This is a genomic window from Duganella radicis (genome assembly GCF_009720825.1).
GTDB lineage: Bacteria > Pseudomonadota > Gammaproteobacteria > Burkholderiales > Burkholderiaceae_D > Rugamonas > Rugamonas radicis.
Genome location: NZ_WNKY01000032.1, coordinates 1 through 17,202 on the forward strand (window position 1 = coordinate 1; position 17,202 = coordinate 17,202).

The 17,202-nt window shown below is 66.0% G+C and carries 16 protein-coding genes and 1 pseudogene; 5 read left to right on the forward strand and 12 right to left on the reverse strand.

Annotation, left to right across the window (positions count from 1 at the left end; all coding sequences use genetic code 11):
• Positions 1–438 (reverse strand): annotated as a pseudogene (locus GM676_RS22305) (DUF3108 domain-containing protein); the annotation flags it as partial.
• Between the two features lie 119 nt (positions 439–557).
• Between GM676_RS22305 and GM676_RS22310 the strand changes: the two are divergent.
• The gene (locus GM676_RS22310; RefSeq protein ID WP_229262821.1) at positions 558–1,259 is read left to right on the forward strand and encodes a PhaM family polyhydroxyalkanoate granule multifunctional regulatory protein; all 702 of its coding nucleotides are present in this window, start codon (positions 558–560) and stop codon (positions 1,257–1,259) included.
• A 4-nt stretch (positions 1,260–1,263) separates the two neighbouring features.
• Here GM676_RS22310 and GM676_RS22315 read toward each other — a convergent pair whose 3' ends face one another.
• The 7 genes from GM676_RS22315 to GM676_RS22345 form a co-directional block, all read right to left on the reverse strand.
• Positions 1,264–1,479, reverse strand: a complete 216-nt coding sequence (locus tag GM676_RS22315) for a hypothetical protein (RefSeq protein WP_155466171.1) — start codon at positions 1,477–1,479, stop codon at positions 1,264–1,266.
• A gap of 88 nt (positions 1,480–1,567) precedes the next feature.
• Positions 1,568–3,289 carry a tetratricopeptide repeat-containing response regulator gene (locus tag GM676_RS22320; RefSeq protein WP_155466172.1) on the reverse strand — a complete coding sequence of 574 codons (1,722 nt, stop codon included), beginning with the start codon at positions 3,287–3,289 and terminating at the stop codon, positions 1,568–1,570.
• Positions 3,290–3,303: 14 nt separating this feature from the next.
• Entirely contained in the window at positions 3,304–4,026 is a 723-nt protein-coding gene (locus GM676_RS22325; protein WP_155466173.1) for a sensor histidine kinase, read from the reverse strand.
• 40 nt (positions 4,027–4,066) lie between these two features.
• Positions 4,067–5,794, reverse strand: coding sequence for an FAD-dependent 5-carboxymethylaminomethyl-2-thiouridine(34) oxidoreductase MnmC1 (gene mnmC1 / locus GM676_RS22330; protein ID WP_229262822.1), 1,728 nt, complete (start codon positions 5,792–5,794; stop codon positions 4,067–4,069).
• Positions 5,767–6,327: a DNA-3-methyladenine glycosylase I gene (locus tag GM676_RS22335; RefSeq protein WP_155466174.1), complete on the reverse strand. Its 561-nt coding sequence runs from the start codon at positions 6,325–6,327 to the stop codon at positions 5,767–5,769. Before GM676_RS22335 ends, mnmC1 begins: the two co-directional genes overlap by 28 nt.
• Positions 6,328–6,331: 4 nt before the next feature.
• Positions 6,332–9,166: a diguanylate cyclase gene (locus tag GM676_RS22340; RefSeq protein WP_155466237.1), complete on the reverse strand. Its 2,835-nt coding sequence runs from the start codon at positions 9,164–9,166 to the stop codon at positions 6,332–6,334.
• A gap of 163 nt (positions 9,167–9,329) precedes the next feature.
• Positions 9,330–9,833, reverse strand: a complete 504-nt coding sequence (locus GM676_RS22345) for a DUF4142 domain-containing protein (protein WP_155466175.1) — start codon at positions 9,831–9,833, stop codon at positions 9,330–9,332.
• Between the two features lie 105 nt (positions 9,834–9,938).
• Here GM676_RS22345 and GM676_RS22350 point away from each other — a divergent pair, with 105 nt between their 5' ends.
• The 3 genes from GM676_RS22350 to GM676_RS22360 are packed head-to-tail and all read left to right on the forward strand — an operon-like array spanning position 9,939 to position 11,664.
• Entirely contained in the window at positions 9,939–10,295 is a 357-nt protein-coding gene (locus GM676_RS22350) for a COG4315 family predicted lipoprotein (protein ID WP_155466176.1), read from the forward strand.
• Entirely contained in the window at positions 10,295–10,798 is a 504-nt protein-coding gene (locus GM676_RS22355; protein WP_155466177.1) for an RNA polymerase sigma factor, read from the forward strand. Before GM676_RS22350 ends, GM676_RS22355 begins: the two co-directional genes overlap by 1 nt.
• Positions 10,795–11,664: an anti-sigma factor family protein gene (locus GM676_RS22360; RefSeq protein ID WP_155466178.1), complete on the forward strand. Its 870-nt coding sequence runs from the start codon at positions 10,795–10,797 to the stop codon at positions 11,662–11,664. Before GM676_RS22355 ends, GM676_RS22360 begins: the two co-directional genes overlap by 4 nt.
• Positions 11,665–11,673: 9 nt before the next feature.
• Here the strand turns inward: GM676_RS22360 and GM676_RS22365 are convergent, their stop codons facing one another.
• Positions 11,674–12,168, reverse strand: a complete 495-nt coding sequence (locus GM676_RS22365; protein WP_155466179.1) for a winged helix-turn-helix transcriptional regulator — start codon at positions 12,166–12,168, stop codon at positions 11,674–11,676.
• Positions 12,169–12,548: 380 nt separating this feature from the next.
• On the opposite strand from GM676_RS22365, the gene GM676_RS22370 reads away from it, so the two are divergent.
• Positions 12,549–13,337 carry a response regulator transcription factor gene (locus tag GM676_RS22370; RefSeq protein ID WP_155466180.1) on the forward strand — a complete coding sequence of 263 codons (789 nt, stop codon included), beginning with the start codon at positions 12,549–12,551 and terminating at the stop codon, positions 13,335–13,337.
• Here the strand turns inward: GM676_RS22370 and pnuC are convergent.
• The 3 genes from pnuC to GM676_RS22385 all read right to left on the reverse strand — a co-directional run bounded on the left by pnuC (position 13,334) and on the right by GM676_RS22385 (position 17,181).
• A complete protein-coding gene (gene pnuC, locus GM676_RS22375; protein ID WP_155466181.1) occupies positions 13,334–13,900 on the reverse strand; it encodes a nicotinamide riboside transporter PnuC in 567 nt (188 codons plus the stop codon). The two genes, GM676_RS22370 and pnuC, sit on opposite strands and share 4 nt — an antisense overlap.
• A gap of 14 nt (positions 13,901–13,914) precedes the next feature.
• Positions 13,915–15,123 (reverse strand): M48 family metalloprotease, encoded by a 1,209-nt coding sequence (locus GM676_RS22380; protein ID WP_155466182.1) that lies wholly within the window; start codon positions 15,121–15,123, stop codon positions 13,915–13,917.
• A 69-nt stretch (positions 15,124–15,192) separates the two neighbouring features.
• Positions 15,193–17,181, reverse strand: a complete 1,989-nt coding sequence (locus GM676_RS22385; RefSeq protein WP_155466183.1) for a hybrid sensor histidine kinase/response regulator — start codon at positions 17,179–17,181, stop codon at positions 15,193–15,195.
• Positions 17,182–17,202: the final 21 nt, after the last annotated feature.

The window sequence follows — 17,202 nt, forward strand, 5'->3', positions numbered from 1 at the left end:
TCTCGCCTGCGCCGCGCCAGCCTGCGCCACGCTCCCCGCCACACCGGCCTGCGCCCCTTGCGCGTCCGCCCCCGGCGCGGCCGGCACCGCGAGATCGCCCAGTTGCCCCGCTTCCGCCAGCACCGCCGCTGTCGCCGCCTGCGCGGCTGCCGGACTGGCGGCGGCCACCGGCTCCAGCACCTTCCTGCTGCTGGCCGCTGGCTTGCGCGGCAGAGCGGCCAGCGGCGCCACATCCTCCAGCGGCGCCGACTCCACCCGCTTCGGCAAGGCCAGCCGCAACTGCGCCGTCATCAGTGACGGCGCCAGTTCCGACGGCCGGTGCGTCTGTGCGCTCAGGCGCCCTCCCACCCAGTCGATGGCGGCATAGTGCAGCGCCACCGTGGCGGCACACAAGACCAGTACGCGCCGGTGTCGGGCTAGGAAGGAGGAATTCGTCATGGCCGCTAGTTTAAACGGGATCGCCAGGATCAGCTGAAGCGCGCCGAAATGTTGTCAAAACCTTTTGAATGACAAACAAATATCTGCTACGCTAAAACCTTATCCCACAGGAGAGACTCATGGCGCACAACCCGATGAACGACACGCTGGATTTCGTAAAAAACCTGTGGGGCAGCATGAGCGTACCGGGCCTGACCGCCCCCACGCTGTCGGTGGAAGAGCTGGACAAAAAGATCAACGACCTGAAAGCCGTCGAGAGCTGGCTCAATCTGAACATGAGCATGTTGCGCGGGAGCATACAGGCGCTGGAAGTCCAGCGCGGCACCATTGCCACCCTCAAGTCGGTGGGCGCCAGCCTGGCCTCGGCCGTCAACACCGGCGTGAACGACAAATCGATCTTCGACGCCAATCCCTACGCCTCGGCCTTCTTCCACCACGCGCGCGAGGCGGACAAGGCGCAAACCACACCGCCCGAACCTGAAGCCAAGGCGCCACCTGAGCCGGAAGTGAAGGCGGAAGCGCCCAAGGCGCCGCCATCGGGCGCGGGTGGCAGCCAGCCGAACGCCTGGTGGAACCTGCTGCAAGAACAGTTCAAGCAAGCCGTATCGACCGCCATGGCGTCCGAATCGATGATGACCGACGCCGCCGTCAAATTCGCCGCGGCGGCAGCCGGCGCCGGCGCCAAGCCCGCGGCCAGCAAGCCGCCCGCAGCGGCAGAGGCGGACCAGCCACCGGCAGCGGTCAAAAAGCCGGCCGCGAAGAAACCGGCAGCGAAAAAGCCCGCCGCCAAGCCAGTGGCCAAGCCCTCCGCGGATAAGTAATGGATTACGCCAGCCGCTGAATTCGGATGGCGTCAATCAAGCCGTCGGCCTGACGCTGCACTTTCTCGATATCGATCAGGCCCTCGTCTTCCAGCAGCCTGGCGCTGTCGTGCGCGGCCTGGAAGCTCTCCAGGGTGTCTCCTTTGGCGGCCACCGGACGAATCCAGGCCACACTCCCCACCTTCATTTTTTTATACACTTCCCTGGCGATATCGCGCATACGGTTTGCCCTTTATTTGCCCTCACCTCAAACCAGTGTAATCATTTGATGAGGCCGAAACAAGCACGCTGTTGCGTGGCGCGGACGGTCAGCTGCTGGTAAAGCGGGTCGATTCCGGCACCGGGCCATTGGCCGCCTCGTATTCGCTGGCGGCGGCTGCGGCCACCACGCCGGACACTGGCGCCAACAGCGCCAGTTGCTCCATCAGCTGGGCAAAGCGCTGCTGCCCGGGCGCGATGGCGTCGACGTGCATCAGCACCGCGATCGCCTCATCGGCCAGCGCACGGTCGTAGCCATGCTCCTGCAAATGGGAGATCAGGATCTGCGCCGAGTTGAAGAGAATGCGCATATTGTGCGGCAGCTGCTTGCGGGCGTCGCGCATCCATTCCACCGCCTCGTTGAGCTTGCCGGTCTTCCACAGCAACACGCCCTTGTTCATCAGGTCCGCCGCCTCCTGGCGCGCGGACTTGATCAGTTCCTGGCCTTCCTCGGCCATACGGGCTTTCTCGAAGATCTTTTGCACGTCTTCCAGCAGCGGCGCGTTGTCGTGGTTATTGCGGGTGACGTAGCACAGCAGGTTGATCGGTGCTTCCTTCACACCGACCGCGAACAGCAGGGTCGCCATATCGAGGCAGGTCTCGGTGTCCGGACGCTGGCGGTTCTCGTCGGCCAGCATGGCTTCCAGTTCGTCGCCGGATTTGCGCGCGCGGCGGAAGTCGCCGCTCTCGTGATACACCAGGCCCTCGGTGATCTTGGCGCGCAGCGTGACCTGGTCGCCGCCGAATTGATGGACCGCCGCGTTGAGCAGGCGGATGGCTTCCTTGGTGTCGTTCTTCTGGCCGCACACGCGCGCCAGGCCGAGATACGCATCCACCGTTTTACGCACCGAGAACTCGCCGATCTCGATGCACTTGCGGAAGGCCTTCTCCGCCACCGGGATATTCCCCAGCTTGAGCGCCGTGGTGCCCAGCGCGCGCTGGCGCGGCACGGAGTTGGGCGACAGCTTGGCGGCCTTTTGCAGCACGTCGAACGACTCTTCGGTCTTGCCTTGCAACTGGAACGATTCGGCCAGCTGGTCGAAGGCGTCGATGTAGAAGCGGTTATCGGTGATCACCGCCTGGAACATCAGGCGCGCCGCATCGATATCGCCATTGGCCATGCGGATTTTACCGAGGCCGCAACGCGCCCAGTTGTATTCGCGCTCTTGCAGCACATCCTCGTAGACCACCGCCGCGCGGTCAAGATCGCCGCTCTTGAGCAGCAGCGTGGCGCGCATGCGGTGCAGGTCGATGGCGTGCAGCGGATGATGGGCCACCTGTTCCTCGCACAGCTTGGCCGCGCGCAGGTAATCCTTGTCGGCAAAGGCCTGGTCGATTTCGCGGAACACCTGCTTGCGCAGCCACACGCGGTTCAGGCGCGTGAGCAGCACGCCCTCGGTGATCGGCTTGATGATGTAGGCGTCCGGCTGATGCTCGGCCGCGCCCATCACCGACTCCACGCTCTTTTCAGCGGAGACCATCAGCCATACGCTGGACGGCAGCATCAGGTTGCGGATGCGCGCTTCCTCCAGCACCTGCTGGCCGTTCTTGCCGTCGCCAAGGTTGTAATCGCACAGCACCACGTCGTAGCGGGTTTTCGACAGCAGCACCATGGCCTCGCCGCCGCTGGAGGCCTGGTCGATATGCTTGGCGCCGAGGTTGCGCAGCGACTCGCGCAGCAGCTGGCGAATGCCGACGAAATCGTCGATGATCAGGTAGCGTTTTTCCGCCCAGTCGATGCCGCTTTCCGCCGGATTCGAAGAGGTGCTCATGATCTCGCTCATCATCATGGCAGGCGCAGGATGAAGCAGCCGCCGCCCAGCGTGCCGCCGTTTTCCAGCGCGATGCCGCCGCTGCGCTGGCGGTGCTTGTGCATCTTCGCCACTTCGCTGGAAAAGTACAGGCCCAAGCCGCTGCTGTTGTTGAGGAAGTCGATGCGCGCGCGCTGCGGGTCCATGGCGCTGACACCTGCTTCCAGCAGCGCGGCGGGGAAGCCGCTGCCGTTGTCCTCCACGCGCACTTCGAGATAATCGCCGTCGATGCTGATGGCCAGGCGCACCCGGTCGCGCGTGTAGCGGATGGCGTTGTTGATGGCGTGGACCAGCACACCGATCACCAGGTCTTCATCCAGCGTCCAGATGGCGTGTTGCGGATACTCGACATCCAGCGTGATGCCGCGCGATTGCAGCAGCATGTGGGCTTGACCGGAGACCTGCTCCACCAGCTCGCGCACGCTGCGCGGGGCGGGATCGAAAGGGTAGCCGGGTTTGCCGACGTCCTTGTAAAGCGCCAGCAGCTGGATCAGGTTGTCGTTCAGGCGCTTGGTCTGATACAGCATGTGCGCCATCTGGCCGTATTCGGGAGCGCTGTTGGAAGGATGGGCGGCGAGCAGATTCTCCAGCGTGCCACTGAGGACGCTGATCGAATTTTTCATATCGTGCACGGTGGATGCCAGGAACATGAACAGCTCCGGCGAGCCTTCGTGCTGCGGCGCTTCTTGTTCATCCATTGCGGGGGTTCTCCAACGACTCTGTTGCCGATTATAGCGTTTATTGGCTGCGGCGGCGTTGTTTGAGGAGGAAGCGGCCGGGGTCGAGGGCTTCTATCAACTGGGTTTCCAGTGGTGGTGGCGTGTGTTCAAGTTGCGACACCAGCAGTTCGGCCATCAGCGGCGCCCAGATCAGGCCTCGGGAGGCGTAGCCCAGCAGGCAGTGGAGGCCGGGGTGGCGCCGCACGTCGGACAGGAATTCGGCGCGGCCGGTGTTGGGGTAGTCGGGCAGCGCGCCGGCCAGCGGCAGGCGGTCGGGCGCGGCGCAGCGGAAGCCTACGCGGCCTTCAAGCGGTGCGCTGTGCGCCAGTGCCGCCACCTCGTCGCCGGGAATGATTTCGGCCAGGCGGGTGAGGTTTTCCAGCTGGCTGCTGGCGCGCAGGCTCGGTTCGTCGTCGTTGTCGTAGGTGGCGCCGGCGCAGACGATCCCGTTCGACGGCGGCGTGACATACGCCTCGCGACAGACCACCAGCGGCAGCACCGGCGGGCGCGGCGCGGCGGGCGCGGGATCGAGCGCCAGGTGGGTGACCTGTCCGCGCAGTTTGAACAGCGGCAGTTCGGCGGCTTGCTCGATCTGGCCGGCTTGCGCGCCGCCGGCGAGGATGGCGGTGGGCGCTTGCGCGATCAATGCGCCGTCCGCGCCACGCACTAGCCATTCATCGCCGATGCGTTGCAGGGACAAAGCTTCGGTGTGAAACACGCGTTGCAGGCGGTCGCCGCATGCGTTCAGCATCGCCTCGCACAGGGACGATGGCCGCGCCCAGCCGCCCTGCTCGAACAGCCAGCCGCCATGCGGTGTCGTTGCGCCGATCAGCGTGCTGGCTTCCTGCGCGTCCGCCCAGCGGGCGTAGGCTTGCGGGTAGTTCCATGCCGCCAGCGCTTCCTGCTGGACCACGGCGTGGCGTTCGTCGCGGGCCAGTTGCAGCACGCCGCAATCGGCGCCTTCGAACGCGCGCCCAACGCCGCCAAGACGGCGCCATTCACGCAAGGCGAACAGGTAGGCGGCGCGGCTCAGGCGCGTGGGGATGTTGTCGTCCTTGGACAGCAGCGGCATGAAGATACCGGCCAGGTTGCCCGACGCCTCCTGTGCTGGCTGCGCATGACGTTCGATCAGCGTGACCTGCCAGCCGCGCGCGCACAAGCGATGTGCGGCCGATGCGCCAGCCAGGCCGGCGCCAATCACCACCGCGCGCCGCGCCGGCTCCGCCGCCATCGCTGGCTGCGGCCGTCGGCTGCGATAAACCGCCGTGATGTCAGGCGCCCTCTCGACATGGGCGGTGCGGTCGCCGGGGCTGGCGGCGATGCGGCACGCGAAGCCGGCGGCGGTGAGCGCCCATACCATCGCTTCGCCGGCCGCACGGGCGTGCAGCGTCGCACCTTGTACTGCAAGCTTTGCCAGCGTGCGCGCCATCGGCGGCGTCACGGCGGCATCGAGATGGAATGCGTTCACGCGCGCCACAACTTGCGGCAGCACGGCATCCAGCGCACCGACCAGCAAGTCCAGCGTCACTTCATCATTCAGGATCACGCGATGGAAGCCCGGCACATTCAGCGGCCACGCGGCGCGTAATTCTGCATCATGAACCGCGTCAGCCGGCGGCAGCGCAGGCGCCACCGCGATGTAATGCAAACGCCCGCCTTGCGCGCGCGCCGCCGCAAACCGCTCGCCACGCCATTCAGTGTCGAGCACCACCCGCATCATCACCGACGCGCCTTCCTGCAAAAACAATCCGGCGCATGATCGTCCACCATGCCGATGCCCTGCATGTACGCATAAATAATCGTCGAGCCGACAAACTTGAATCCCAGCTTGGCCAAGTCCTTGGAGATCCGGTCCGACAACTCCGTCTTGGCCGGACGCGGCTCCTTGCCGCTCACCAACGGCTTGCCGCCGACATAAGACCACAACAGCTTATCCAGACTACCGCCGCTCTCCACCAGCCGCATATAGGCCCGCGCATTGGTGATCGCCGCCGCCACCTTCAGGCGGTTGCGCACGATGCCCGGATTGGCCAGCAGCTCCGCCACCTTGCCCGGCCCATACGCCGCGATCTTGTTCGCATCCCACTGATCGAACGCCGCGCGATAATTCTCGCGCTTATTGAGAATGGTCTCCCAGCTCAGCCCCGCCTGTGCGCCCTCCAGATTCAGCATCTCGAACAAACGGCGCTCGTCGTGGCAAGGCACGCCCCATTCGTTGTCGTGATATGCGAGATACAGCGGATTGGCCGGATTGGCCCAGCTACAGCGCTTCTTTTCCATCGTTTCAGCCCAGTTCCAGATCGCTCGACAAGCCGATGCGGCGACGCTCGCCGCCCAGCACCAGCGGCCCGGCCAGATTGCTGACCAGCCGCACCTCGCCCTCCGCCACGGCCTGATCCAGTTTCTGCATCAGGCGCGGGAACACGCCCTCCGCGCGCGTGGCCTCGGTGCTGTACAGCGCGGCCCACGCGTTGCGGCCGGACCGCTTGGCGATGTACAGGCCCTGATCCGCCAGCTCCACCACCTGCGACCATGACAGCAAACGCGGTTGCTCGGGCAGGAAGGGGAAACAGGCAAAGCCGATCGAACAGGTCTTCGACAGACGCCCACCATCCGGCAATTCGAAATCGCGCTCGGCCACCACGCGGCGCATGCGTTCGGCCAGGCCTGCCGCATCGTCGCGATGGGTGGCGCGCGCCAGCACCAGGAATTCCTCGCCGCCCCAGCGGATCACGTAGTCCGATTCGCGGAACACTTCGCGCAGGCGCTCCTGCATCTGCACCAGAATCGAGTCGCCGGCCGCGTGGCCATAACGGTCGTTCACTGCCTTGAAGTGATCCAGGTCGACCATGAAGAACACCAGATCGTTCTGCGCCTGCAAATCGCACTCGGTCAGCTCGCGATGCTGGCCGGTCTCGTAGCCGCGCAAGCTCATGGCCACGTCGGCATCGACGTTTTGCAGGAAGAAGCGGCGGTTGCGCAAGCCGGTCAGCTGGTCGGTCAGACTGACTTCCTCCAGCGCCTTGTAGGCCTGCTCCAGTTCCAGATTCTTTTCCAGCAGCTGCTCCTGCGTGGCCGCCACCTGGCGGTACGCGCTGGCGTTATCCAGCGCGATAGCGCCGTACGCGCACAGTGTGCGGAAGATCAGGCGTTCGCGTTCGCCATACGAACGCGCGCGCAGCGACTGCACCGTCATCGCGCCCATCACGCGCTCGCCGACGCGCAGCGGCGCAAACAGCAGGGTCATTGTCGGCAGGGTGCCGGGAATCAGGTGCGGCGTGACGCCCTGTTCGTCCAGCTCAATCAGGATCTCGCGCCGTTCGCGCACGCAGCGCGCCGAGTTGGCGCTCGGCGAAGACAAAGGCACGCGGATCGGCGGCAGCGGCTTGCCCGCCTCAATCCCAAAGGTGCACACCAGCTCTTCGCCGTTCGCGGTCAGCAGGAAGATCGAGAAGTGCGTGGCGTCGAGCAGGCCATGCACGTGGCGATCCAGCGCGCGGAACACGGCCGCCGCATCGAGGTGCGCGGTGATCTCCTGGCCGATGGCGCTCAGGTGCTCCAGCGTGGCGCTGGTCTGTTGCAGCACTTCGGCGCGCTGCGCTTCGGCCGCCGCCAGCTGGCGATGGTGCTCGCTCTCGGTCTGCGCGCGCTCGGTCTGATACTGCACCTGCATGGCGATGGCGCGGTTGGTGGCTTCCTTGCTGTGCGTCTGGTCGCGCGCCGCGTTGGCGCGCAAGGCGATGTTGTAGGCGCGCTCGTAGTCGCCGATGGCCGCGTACTCGCGCGCCGCCGCATCCAGCAGCGCGCCCGGCACGGTGTAGCCTTCAATCGTGGCGGCGATCTCCAGCGCCAGCTGCAAATAATGCAGCACGGCGTTGGGCGCCATCATCAGCTCCGGCCCCGGCAAGTCGTGGCGCGCGTGGATGTCGGCCAGCACATTCAGCGCGGCGATCTGGCCCGACGCATCGGCATGGTCGCGCGCCAGCGCCAGCGCCGCCTGTGCGGCCGCCAGCGCCTCGCCCGGACGCGCCAGATGCGACAGCGCGTGCGCCTGGCCGCGCCGCGCGCTGCTCTGGAAGTCGTTCTGGCACAGGGCGTCGCCGCGCGCGGCCAGGCGGGTGAAGCTGTCCAGCGCCGCCACGTGATTGCCGAGGTCCAGCGCCAGGTCGCCCTGGTACTCCAGCGCCACCGCGTAGGCGCGCGAACCGGACAGCGGCGCCAGCGTGTTGAGCGCCTCGCGCAGCAGGCTTTGCGCGGCGTCGCGCTGGCCCAGCTGGCGCAGGGTTTCGGCGGTCTGCATCAGGCACATGCCGATGCTCAGCGGCCAGCCGGTGGGACGCGCCAGATCCAGCCCGCGCTGCATCCAGTCGAGCGCCGCCTCGTGCGCATTCAGGCTGGTGAAGCCGTTGCCGATGTTGGCGGCGATAATAATGGCGCGGCGGATCTGGCCGGTGGCCAGCGCGGTTTCAAAGCTCAGCATCAGATGGCCGATGGCGCGGCCGAACTCGCTGCGCTGGAAGGCGCAGGTGCCAAAGAAATCGCTGATCCAGCCGGCGGCGATCGGCGGCACGCCGTCCAGGTCGGCGTCGAAGCGGCCGTTCCAGCGCTGTTGCGCGGCCTGCCAGTCGCCGAAGGCGTCGCAGATGCCGGCGGCGGCGTCGATCACGTCGATGCGCACCGCGTCGCCCGCCTCGCGGGCGGCGGCGGCGGCCTGGCGCAGCCAGCTGTTGCCGGCGGCGCTGACGCCACGGTCATTCGAGACCCAGGCCATGGTCCAGCAGGCGTCGGCGCGGCAGGCGGCGGCCGCGGCGGGCAACGCCGGCGCGGCCTGCGCGCACAGCAGCAGGGCTTGTTCGAGATGGTATTGGGCGGTGTCCAGTTCGCCACGCAGCCATTGCGGTTCGGCGGCGATCAGCAGCAGGCGCGCGCGGTGCAGCACGGCGGCGGCGGGCAGCGACTCCAACAGCGGCACGATCTCGGCGGACAGCTGCAAGGCACGCGTGGGATCGCGCTGACGCAAATGCCAGGCGAGCGCGGTCAGCAGTTCAAACCGCTCCGAACCTTGCACTTCCTGCAATAATGAATCCCACTGCGCCAGCTCGTCGTCGAGCGCAAACATGTCCACCAAGTGACTTTCCTCTACTGTGTTGCGGCAGCGCGTCCTTGCGCCGCTACCGCATTATTCCACAGTTTGCAGCCCCACCATCATGCCCCCTTTAAGTGCCTGATAACAAAGCGTTTTTGGTGCCGCATGGAAACTTGTTTGATGGAAGCAACACCGTTTACTGCTTGCCGGAAGCTAAACCTTGCACGGTTTGCAAATGCTTGTCGATGGTCGGCTGCAACTCCGCCGCCAGCGCCTTCACGTCCGGATCGGTGGCTTTCTTTTGCGCCTCCGCCACCTTGGCGTGCGCCGCCTTGTGATCCTTGACGCCGGCGTCGGCCAGATAGGCCTTGTCGAACGCCGCGCCGGACAGGGTGTTCAGGTGCTCGGCCATTTGCTTATGCCTGGCGTCCGGCTCCATGGGCAGGGTGACGTTCTTGGCCCTGGCCACGTTCTGCACCGCTTGCAGGCCTTTGGTGTGGTCATCCACCATTTGCTGGGCGAACTTCTTCACATCGGCGGACTCCGATTTTTGCAGCGCGATCTCGCCGGCCGCCACCTCGGCCATATTGGCCTGCGCCAGCTCCTTCAGGATTTGCTGGTCGCCCTTGTTCACCGACTGGGCGTAAGATGCGGTGGCGGTGACCAGCGCCAGCACGGCGCCGCAGAATTTCATTTTCATGGCAGTTCTCCTCGCTTGATGTGCAAATTATTTTAGGGAGGATGGAATAAAGCAGCCGCACCTTACGTTTACGCAATTACATTCACCCACTCCAGGAGACTCGCCATGAAACTTGCCCTCAGCCTCACCGCCCTGCTGCTGGCCGCCAGCACCGCCCACGCCGACGACGTCATGAAAAAGGATGGCGTGCTGGTCAACAGCGCCGGCATGACCGTCTACACCTTCGACAAGGACACCGCCGGCAGCGGCAAGAGCGCCTGCAACGGCCCCTGCATCGAGAACTGGCCGGCGGTCGCGCCATCCGCCAATGTGATGGCGCCGTACTCGGTCATCGTACGCGACGATGGCAGCAAGCAGCTGGCCTATCAGGGCAAGCCGCTGTACCTGTTCAAGAAGGACGTCAAGCCGGGCGACCGCAACGGCGACAATGTCAAGGACATCTGGCACGTCGTCAAAGACTGATGCAATCTGACAGCCAGCGCCTGCTCGACTGCATCCCGCGCCTGCGCCGCTACGCACGGGCGCTGCTGGGTGCGGGCGCCGATGCCGACGACCTGGTGCAGGACACGGTGGCGCGCGGCTGGGACAAGCTGTCCTCGTGGCGGCAGGGCAGCGACATGCGCGCCTGGCTGTTCGGCATCATGCACAATCTGCATACGGACAACGTGCGCCGCGCGCACCCGGCCATGGTTGCGCTGGACGAGGCCTTGCCGGCGTCACAGGCCGATGCCGCCACCGGCCGGCTGGCCCTGCGCGATATGGACGCCGCGCTGCGCCAGCTGCCGCCAGAGCAGCGCGAAGTGCTGTTGCTGGTGGCGCTGGAGGAAATGAGCTACGAAGAAGTCGCGGCCGTGCTGCACATCCCCGCCGGCACCGTGATGTCGCGCCTGTCGCGCGGACGCGAACGCCTGCGCCTGCTGATGGAGGGCCAGCCGCTGCCCTCGCCGCTGAAGGTGATCAAATGAATGCCCCCGTAACCGAAGCCGAGCTGCAAGCCTGGGTCGACGACCGGCTGGCGCCGGAACGCCGCGCCGCCGTCGATGCCTGGCTGGCGCACAACCCGGCCGAAGCCGGGCGCGTGCACGCCTACCGCGCCCAGAACGCCGCCCTGCGCGCGTTGTTCGATCCCGTGCTGGACCAACCCCTGCCGCCGACGCTGGCGAGTCCGCCGCCCGCCGCGCAAGCGCGGACATGGCCGGCGGCGGACGACTCGCCGCGCGTCCCGCCAACGCCGCGACCGTGGCCGGCAGGAGAAGCGGGCGAACGGCAGGCGCAACCCTGGCCAGCGCTGCGCCTGGCCGCCATGCTGGCGTTGACGCTGGCTGGCGGCGCGGCTGGGTGGTGGCTGCACGATCTCACTTCGCCGGCGGCCAGCCCGGCCCTGCAGGCGGCCGCCGCCCTGCCCGGCCGCGCAGCCGTGGCGCACGCGGTCTACACGCCGGAAGTGCGGCATCCGGTGGAAGTCGGCGCCGACCAGCAGGCGCATCTGGTGGCCTGGCTGTCGAAACGCCTGGGCGCGCCACTGAAAGCGCCGCAGTTGAGCGCGCAAGGATGGGAACTGGAAGGCGGCCGCCTGCTGCCCGGCCAGAGCGGCCCGGTGGCCCAGCTGATGTACCGCGACGCCGGCGGCGCCCGCCTGACGCTGTACGTCTCGACCGAGCAGACGCATAACCGCGACGCCGGCTTCCGCTTCGCGCAGGAGGGCGAGGTCAGCGTGTTCTACTGGATCGACGGGAAATTCGGCTATGCCTTGTCCGGCACGTTGGACAAGGCGGCGCTGGCCACGCTGGCCAACGCCGTCTACGCCCAGCTGGAGCAGCCGGGCGCTTAAACCACCAGATCAGGCGCGCTGCTGGTTGATTTGCACCAGGCGCGAGCGCATGCCCTCGGTGGCGGCGGGGCCGGGCGCGAACATGTAGTCCTCGTCGTTGATGGCCAGGCCGCTGTTGGCGTCCACCAGCACCTGATCGGCCGGCTTGCCGGTTTCGCGGCTCACCACCAGCAGGCTGGCTCCCTCCGGCGCCAGATGCTCGTTACCCCAGGCCACAAAGGCCAGCAGCACCGGTTTGAAGTCGCGCCCGGCCTTGGTCAGCACGTACTCGTAGCGCGGCGGACGGGCGCTGTACTGGCGGCGCTCCATCAGGCCGCCCTCGACCAGCCCGGCCAGGCGACGGGTCAGCATATTCGGTGCGATTTTCAGGCTCTTCTCGAACTCGTCAAAGCGCGTCAGGCCGTAGAAGGCGTCACGCAGGATCAGGATGCTCCACCATTCGCCCACTTTCCCCAGGCTGCGAGCGATAGGGCACGGCATGCTGCCAAAGTCGGTATGTTTCATGTTCAGCTCCTCCAAGGTTATCTTTAGCTCGGGTACTTCTTGCCCTGCGTTTCGACAAATTTCTTCTATGAAAAACGATCCAGCCAGCCTGCCTCACCCCTCAAAAATAGGCCAAAAAACCACACTAAAAACTCTCCAAAAATCACGTCCTTCCCTGTGAGAAGATAAAATCCTTCCCTCAAGTTCGCCGCCAACCCGCGTACTGTCGACATTGCTCTTGCTCAACATGCGAATCCATTATTGATGATTTAAAAAAATCATGCTTTTGGCGGAAGAGACAACTATTTTGCAAGCGTAGAAAACTATCAATTATTTTTAAAAGATAGGCATAATACGCAACAGGAAGTGATAAATTTTTACCAACCGTCTCGGGGGCGCCCATGCCGACCACCCTTGAAAGCAGCCGCTCCAAGATCCTCATCGTCGACGACTCGGCGTTCGAGCAGCGCATGCTGTCGGATTTGCTGAGCGAATTGCCGTACAAGGTGTCGGTGGCCTTCAACGGCCTGCAAGGCTATCAACTGGCGCTGGCCAACCGGCCGGACCTGATCCTGCTCGATGTGCGCATGCCGAACATGGATGGCTACACCGCCTGCCGCCTGCTCAAGGCCAACCCGGTGACGCAGGACATCCCGGTGATCTTCCTGAGCGGCGCCGACGCCGACGACGACCGCATCCTCGGCCTGTCGATCGGCGGCGTCGACTACGTCTCCAAGCCATTCTCGCCGGGCGAGCTGGCGGCGCGCATCCAGGTGCACCTCAACCTGGCCAGACGCCAGCAGCAGAGCCCGCCCACCGAGGCGGAAGATGAGGGACAACTGGAAGCCGAGAGCGATCCGGACGCGGTGCTGGTGAATGCCGTCAAGCGTCTGATCGGCGACAATCTGGCGGCGCTGCCGGGACTGGCGGAAATCGCCCGCAGCGTTGGCACCTATCGCGAAAAACTGTCGCAGGTGTTCCGCGAACAGACCGGCATGACGGTGTTTGGCTTCATCCGCGAGGAGCGCATCCGGCGCGGCGAGGAACTGCTACGGGATACCGATATCGACGTGCAGGACATCGCCCTGCTGATCGGCTTTAACAACGCCGGCAATTTCGCCACCGCCTTCCGCGAGCGCATGGGCGTCACGCCCACCGCCTACCGCCAGGCGATCCAGAAGAAGACTTAAGCGGCTTGGGCCTGCATCTGGCGGCGCCAGAAGTACCACGAGGCCAATGCGTTGATCCAGTAGCCGGCGTACAGCACGGCCGTCAGCACCAGCCCCCGGCTGGCGTACAGCGGCACCGAGACCGTGTTCACCAGCAGCCAGAACGGCCAGCTTTCCAGCCGCCGCCCCATCAGCAGCAACTGGGCGACGATGCTGAACATCAGCACGGCGGAATCGATGAAGGGCGCGTAAGCGTTGGTGTAAGCCTGAAGCATCAGGCCATAGCCGGCCGTGGCCGCCACGCCGATGGCGCTCATCCAGCCCAGCGTCGGCAGGTGAGCCCGGGTGATGGGCAGTTGCGCGCCGGCCGCGCCACGCAGCCATTGCAGCCAGCCGATCACGCAGGTCACGATGAAGAAAATTTGCAGCGCCACGTCGGCGTACAGGTTGACGCTGTAGAACAGCGCCGCAAACAGGGCGCAGCCGACGACGCCCAGCCACCACGAATGAATATTGTTGCGCCCCGCCAGCACGATGGAAATGGCCATGACGGCGTTGGCGGCAATTTCCAGCGGTGAGGTCAACAGAGGTCCTTTGTCTAGTTGCGGCACTCCGGCGGCAGCACGCTGGCGGGAATGTCCTCGCTGGCGCAGCGCCAGACGACGCGCTTATTCTCGTCCACGCTCGGCGTGAACGCAATAGCCTTGCCGCGATAATTCAGGTCGGACGGGAACACCCGCACCATGCCGTTGCCGGGATCGACCGTGATGTCCTGCACCGCGTGGCCGGGATCGTCCATGGCGTAGCCGGCCTGCTCCAGCGTTTCCGGGCCGCGGCCGTTGGCGTAGAAATAGCGTTCCACCGCCGCCGTCGCCTCGTGCCCGACCACCACCGCCTGCGCCATGCGCGCCTTGGCGGTGTACTCGCCGTAGGCCGGGATCGCCACCGCCGCCAGCACGCCGATCAAGGCCATCAGCGCCAGCACCGAACCGGCGCCGCCGACGCCAAAGCGCGGCACGAACAGGGCCAGCAGATAGGCCAGGCCGTGGCGGCCCGGCGGCGCCACCTCGTTGCCTTGCGCCAGCCCGCGCACCACCGCCATGCGCTTGACCAGCCAGGGGTAATCGCCCACCAGCTCATGGAAGGACATCCAGAAGCCGCCGCTCTGCTGCGCCTGCGCCGTGTAGTTGCTCACGCTCAGCTGGCGCCAGCGCTTGCCGCCGGCCGCCAGCGCGGCCAGCCCGACCTGCGCGCTTTTCAGATCGTCGCAGGCGTGGAAGCCGTGGCGGTCGCAGGTGTACTCGCGGGCCCGCGCATAGGCCGCGCCCAGCAGTGGCAGCACCGCCGCCGGCGCCAGCAGCGCCGACCAGCGCAGGTGGTTGCGCTTGATGTGGCCGATCTCGTGGCCGATGTAGAAATTGATGGCGTCCGGCCGGTCCTCCAGCGCGTCGACCACGTCCGAATACAGCACGATGAAGTTGTTGCCGAGGAAGCGGGTGGCGAAGGCGTTGAAGGCGCCGCCCATTTGCAGCAGGTAGGCTTCCGGCACCTGCGCCAGGCCCAGACGCTCGCAGCAGGCCTCGATGCGCTGGTGCAGGTCGGGAAATTGCGCCGGCGTGATCTGCACCGCCGTGCCCTTGAGGTAGGACACCAGCGCCGACTGCGCAAAGCAATAGGTGACGAAGAACAGCAGCAGGTACGCCAGCGCCATGCCCACCGTGCCGATCACCAGCGCCGCCCAGATCAGCAGCGACAGCGCCAGCATGATGCCGAACAGCGTTTTCTCATTCTTGTAAATCAGGTTCATGCGGCCCCCGGCGCCTTAAAAGTTTCTCTGGGGCTATTTTAAACGTCGATTTACGAAATTTGCAACTCTTTATGACAACGAAATTTGCAGGTCGGCGATATTGATCGGTTTGACCAGATGGGCGGCGAAGCCGGCCGCGCGGCTGCGCGACTTGTCGTGCTCCTGGCCGTAGCCGGACAGGGCCACCAGTTTCAGCCCGGTGCCCTCCGGCAGCTTGCGCAGATGGTCGGCCAGTTCGAAGCCATCCATGCCGGGCAGGCCGATGTCGAGAATGGCCACGTCCGGCATGTCCGCCGAGGCCAGGGCGATGGCTTGCGCCGGATCGTAGGCCACCAGCGGCCGGTAGCCAAGCGCGCCCAGCAGCTCGCCCAGCGAATCGGCGGCGTCCTGGTTATCGTCCACCACCAGCACGCGCAAGCCCGCGCCCTGCTCCGGCAAGGGGGCGGCGTGGAGCTGCGCCAGCGGCGCCGGCGCCTCGGCCACCACCGAATCCGGCAGGGTGATGGTGAAGGTGCTGCCGCGCCCTTCGCCGGCGCTGTAGGCGCTGGCCTCGCCGCCGTGCATCTGCACCAGGTTGCGCACCAGCGCCAGCCCGATGCCCAGCCCGCCCTTGGCGCGGTCCAGCTGGCGGTTGCCCTGCACGAACAGGTCGAAAATGTGCGGCAGCAGCGCCGGCGCGATACCGTTGCCGTCGTCGGTGACCTGGATCTGCACCGTGCCACCCTTGACCCGCGTGCCCAGCGTGACGTGGCCGCCGGCCGGCGTGTAGCGCGCGGCGTTGGTCAGCAGGTTGGAGATCACCTGCGCCAGCCGCGCCGGATCGCCATGCCAGCGCACCGTCGGCACGTCGACCAACAGGCGGTGCTGCTTTTGCTCCAGCAAGGGGCTGGCCATTTCGATCGCCTTGTTGAGCACGTCGGCCAGCGGCACGGTTTCCTTGCGCAGCTCGACCTTGCCGCTGGCGATGCGCGACACGTCCAGCAAGTCATCCACCAGCCGCACCAGATGGTCGACCTGGCGCTGGATCACCGCCTGTTCGTGCGCGGTATCGCTGTCCCGGCTGCGCAACTTCATCAGCTTGAGCGCGGTGACGATGGGCGCCAGCGGATTGCGCAGCTCGTGACCCAGCATGGCCAGGAATTCATCCTTGCTGCGCGAGCTGAGGTTGAGGTCGACGTTCAGCCGTTCGCTCTCGGCCATGGCGTCGGCCAGCGCGCGGTCGCTTTGCAGCCGGCTCAGGGTGGCGCACACGACGGCGGTGTATTGTTCCAGGAACTGGCGGTAGGCGCAGTCCACCGGCAGCCGCGGCGACACCTTGAAGGCCAGCGCCAGATCGGCGCACAGCTGCAATTCGGCGCCGCGGATCACCAGCACGTCGCTGGCCGGGCGGCGGCCGGCCTGGTCGCCGTTGAGCAGGCTGATCTCCAGCAGGTCGCCCGGATTGTCGCTGGTCGATTGCGCCACGGCCGCACGCACGTCCGCCTCGCTGCGGCAGTCGAGCAGGCGGCGGCCCAGCAGGTCCAGCGTGTGGCGGCGGCGCTCGGCCAGCACTTGCGCCGTGGTCTCGGTGCACACCACCAGCACCCCGCCCACCTGGTCCTGCTCGTTGAACACCGGGGTGTAGGTGTAGCTCCAGAACACATCCTCGATGCGGCCGTTGCGCCAGATCGGCACCAGATTGTCGGCATACCAGCGCGGCTCGCGGCCGTTGCGCACCGCGTCGATCTGCGGGCCGATGATGGGCCAGATCTCCGGCCAGCACACGCGCCCGGCCTGCCCCAGCGCGGCCGGATGCTTGCCGGCGCCGAAGCACGGCACGTAGGCGTCGTTATAAATCTGCGTCAGTTCCTCGCCCCACCACAGGAACATCGGGTGCACCGAATGCAGCACTACGCTGACAGCGGTGCGCAGCGAGGCCGGCCAGCCGGCGATGGCGCCCAGCGGCGTGTCTTCCCACCGGTGCGACTGCACCAGGTCGCGCATGGGCGTACCGCTGCCGATGAAGCGCGGCAGCTTGTCCTGCGGACCGGGAAACGGCGTGACGGGCTGAGCCAGCATAGTGATTTTCCAAGGTTGAAA

What these genes read in the sequence shown, in the direction of transcription:
- GM676_RS22335 (WP_155466174.1), bottom strand. Translation starts at nt 6,327, where the DNA reads ATGGAAAAGAAGCGCTGTAGCTGGGCCAATCCGGCCAATCCGCTGTAT.
- GM676_RS22385 (WP_155466183.1), bottom strand. Translation starts at nt 17,181, where the DNA reads ATGCTGGCTCAGCCCGTCACGCCGTTTCCCGGTCCGCAGGACAAGCTG.
- GM676_RS22325 (WP_155466173.1), bottom strand. Translation starts at nt 4,026, where the DNA reads ATGGATGAACAAGAAGCGCCGCAGCACGAAGGCTCGCCGGAGCTGTTC.
- GM676_RS22360 (WP_155466178.1), top strand. Translation starts at nt 10,795, where the DNA reads ATGAATGCCCCCGTAACCGAAGCCGAGCTGCAAGCCTGGGTCGACGAC.
- GM676_RS22370 (WP_155466180.1), top strand. Translation starts at nt 12,549, where the DNA reads ATGCCGACCACCCTTGAAAGCAGCCGCTCCAAGATCCTCATCGTCGAC.
- GM676_RS22340 (WP_155466237.1), bottom strand. Translation starts at nt 9,166, where the DNA reads ATGTTTGCGCTCGACGACGAGCTGGCGCAGTGGGATTCATTATTGCAG.
- GM676_RS22355 (WP_155466177.1), top strand. Translation starts at nt 10,295, where the DNA reads ATGCAATCTGACAGCCAGCGCCTGCTCGACTGCATCCCGCGCCTGCGC.
- GM676_RS22365 (WP_155466179.1), bottom strand. Translation starts at nt 12,168, where the DNA reads ATGAAACATACCGACTTTGGCAGCATGCCGTGCCCTATCGCTCGCAGC.
- GM676_RS22310 (WP_229262821.1), top strand. Translation starts at nt 558, where the DNA reads ATGGCGCACAACCCGATGAACGACACGCTGGATTTCGTAAAAAACCTG.
- GM676_RS22345 (WP_155466175.1), bottom strand. Translation starts at nt 9,833, where the DNA reads ATGAAAATGAAATTCTGCGGCGCCGTGCTGGCGCTGGTCACCGCCACC.
- GM676_RS22350 (WP_155466176.1), top strand. Translation starts at nt 9,939, where the DNA reads ATGAAACTTGCCCTCAGCCTCACCGCCCTGCTGCTGGCCGCCAGCACC.
- GM676_RS22380 (WP_155466182.1), bottom strand. Translation starts at nt 15,123, where the DNA reads ATGAACCTGATTTACAAGAATGAGAAAACGCTGTTCGGCATCATGCTG.
- GM676_RS22315 (WP_155466171.1), bottom strand. Translation starts at nt 1,479, where the DNA reads ATGCGCGATATCGCCAGGGAAGTGTATAAAAAAATGAAGGTGGGGAGT.
- GM676_RS22320 (WP_155466172.1), bottom strand. Translation starts at nt 3,289, where the DNA reads ATGAGCACCTCTTCGAATCCGGCGGAAAGCGGCATCGACTGGGCGGAA.